The sequence below is a fragment of the Streptomyces sp. 13-12-16 genome (genome assembly GCF_002114215.1).
Taxonomy (GTDB): Bacteria; Actinomycetota; Actinomycetes; order Streptomycetales; family Streptomycetaceae; genus Streptomyces.
Genome location: NZ_NCTE01001190.1, coordinates 1 through 1135, shown reverse-complemented (window position 1 = coordinate 1135; position 1135 = coordinate 1). Strand labels below are relative to the sequence as shown.

The 1135-nt window shown below is 75.4% G+C and carries 1 protein-coding gene; it reads left to right on the top strand.

From position 1 onward, the window contains the following. A partial coding sequence (locus B7767_RS37295; RefSeq protein ID WP_143652858.1) for a tetratricopeptide repeat protein occupies positions 1–1135 on the top strand: 1135 nt, incomplete at both ends.

Below are 1135 nucleotides of genomic sequence, written 5' to 3'. Positions count from 1 at the left end.
CTGTGGCTGCGCTACACCGACCAGCCCGAGCCCCTGCGGCGGCTGCTGCGGCGGCTCGCCCTGGCCGGCCGGGCCTCCCTGGGTGCCGCCGCGGCGGCGGCCCTCCTGTCCACCGACGAGGCCGAGGCGACCCGGCACCTGGCCGCACTGCACCGCGCCGGTCTGATCGACCGCGTACGGCACAGCCGCTACCGGCTGCACGACCTCGTCCGCGCCTTCGCCCTGGCCCGGCTCCTCGACGAGGAGGACCCGGCCGAGCGCACGGCCGCGCAGGAGCGGCTGATCGTGAACTACGCCGAGCTGGCCGACTCGGTGCTGCGGCTGGTCGACGGCAACATGTCGACCCGCTCGGACCGCTTCAGCCCGTACGGCTTCACCTCGCTGGACGAGGCGCTGCGCTGGCTGGACGACGAGTCGAGCTTCATCACGGCGGCGCTGCGGCACGCGGAGGGCGTGGACCGGAGGGCGGTGCTGAACCTGCTCGGCGCGCTGTGCGACTACTGCCTGCTGCGCGGCGACCTGTACCGGCTGGGTGAGATCAACGAGCTGGCACAGGCCGTGGACGAGGGGCTGCTGGTGCGCTCCGTGCAGTGGCGCACCGGTATCGCGGCACGGCAGCTGGGCGAGCTGGACAAGGCGCGGACCACGCTGACGTCGGTGGTGGACCTGTACCGGGAGGCGCAGCACGACGCGGGCGCGGCGCGGGCGCTGACCTCGCTGGGCATCACGCTGCACCACCAGGGCAACCTGACGGAGGCGTCGGCGAGACTGCGGGAGGCACTGGACCTGCAGGCCGCGCCCGAGCTGGCCACCGACCGCGCCTGGACGATGCACGCGCTGGCGGCGGTGGAGCGGGACCGGGCCCGGCTGGCCGAGGCGCTGGACCTGCTCACCGAGTCGCTGGTGCTGCACCGCGCGGGCGAGTCGGTGCACGGGCAGGCGTGGGCGCACTTCCAGCTGGGGCAGCTGCACCTGCGCCGGGGCGACGTGCCGCGCGCGGAGAGCGAGCTGCGCACCGCCCTGGACCTGTACGGCCGGACCCGCGACGCGCGCGGTGAGGCGTGGGCGCTGACCGAGCTGGCGCGGGCCCGGCTGGTCGACGGGGACGCCTCACCGGCGGTGGAGGACCTGCGCC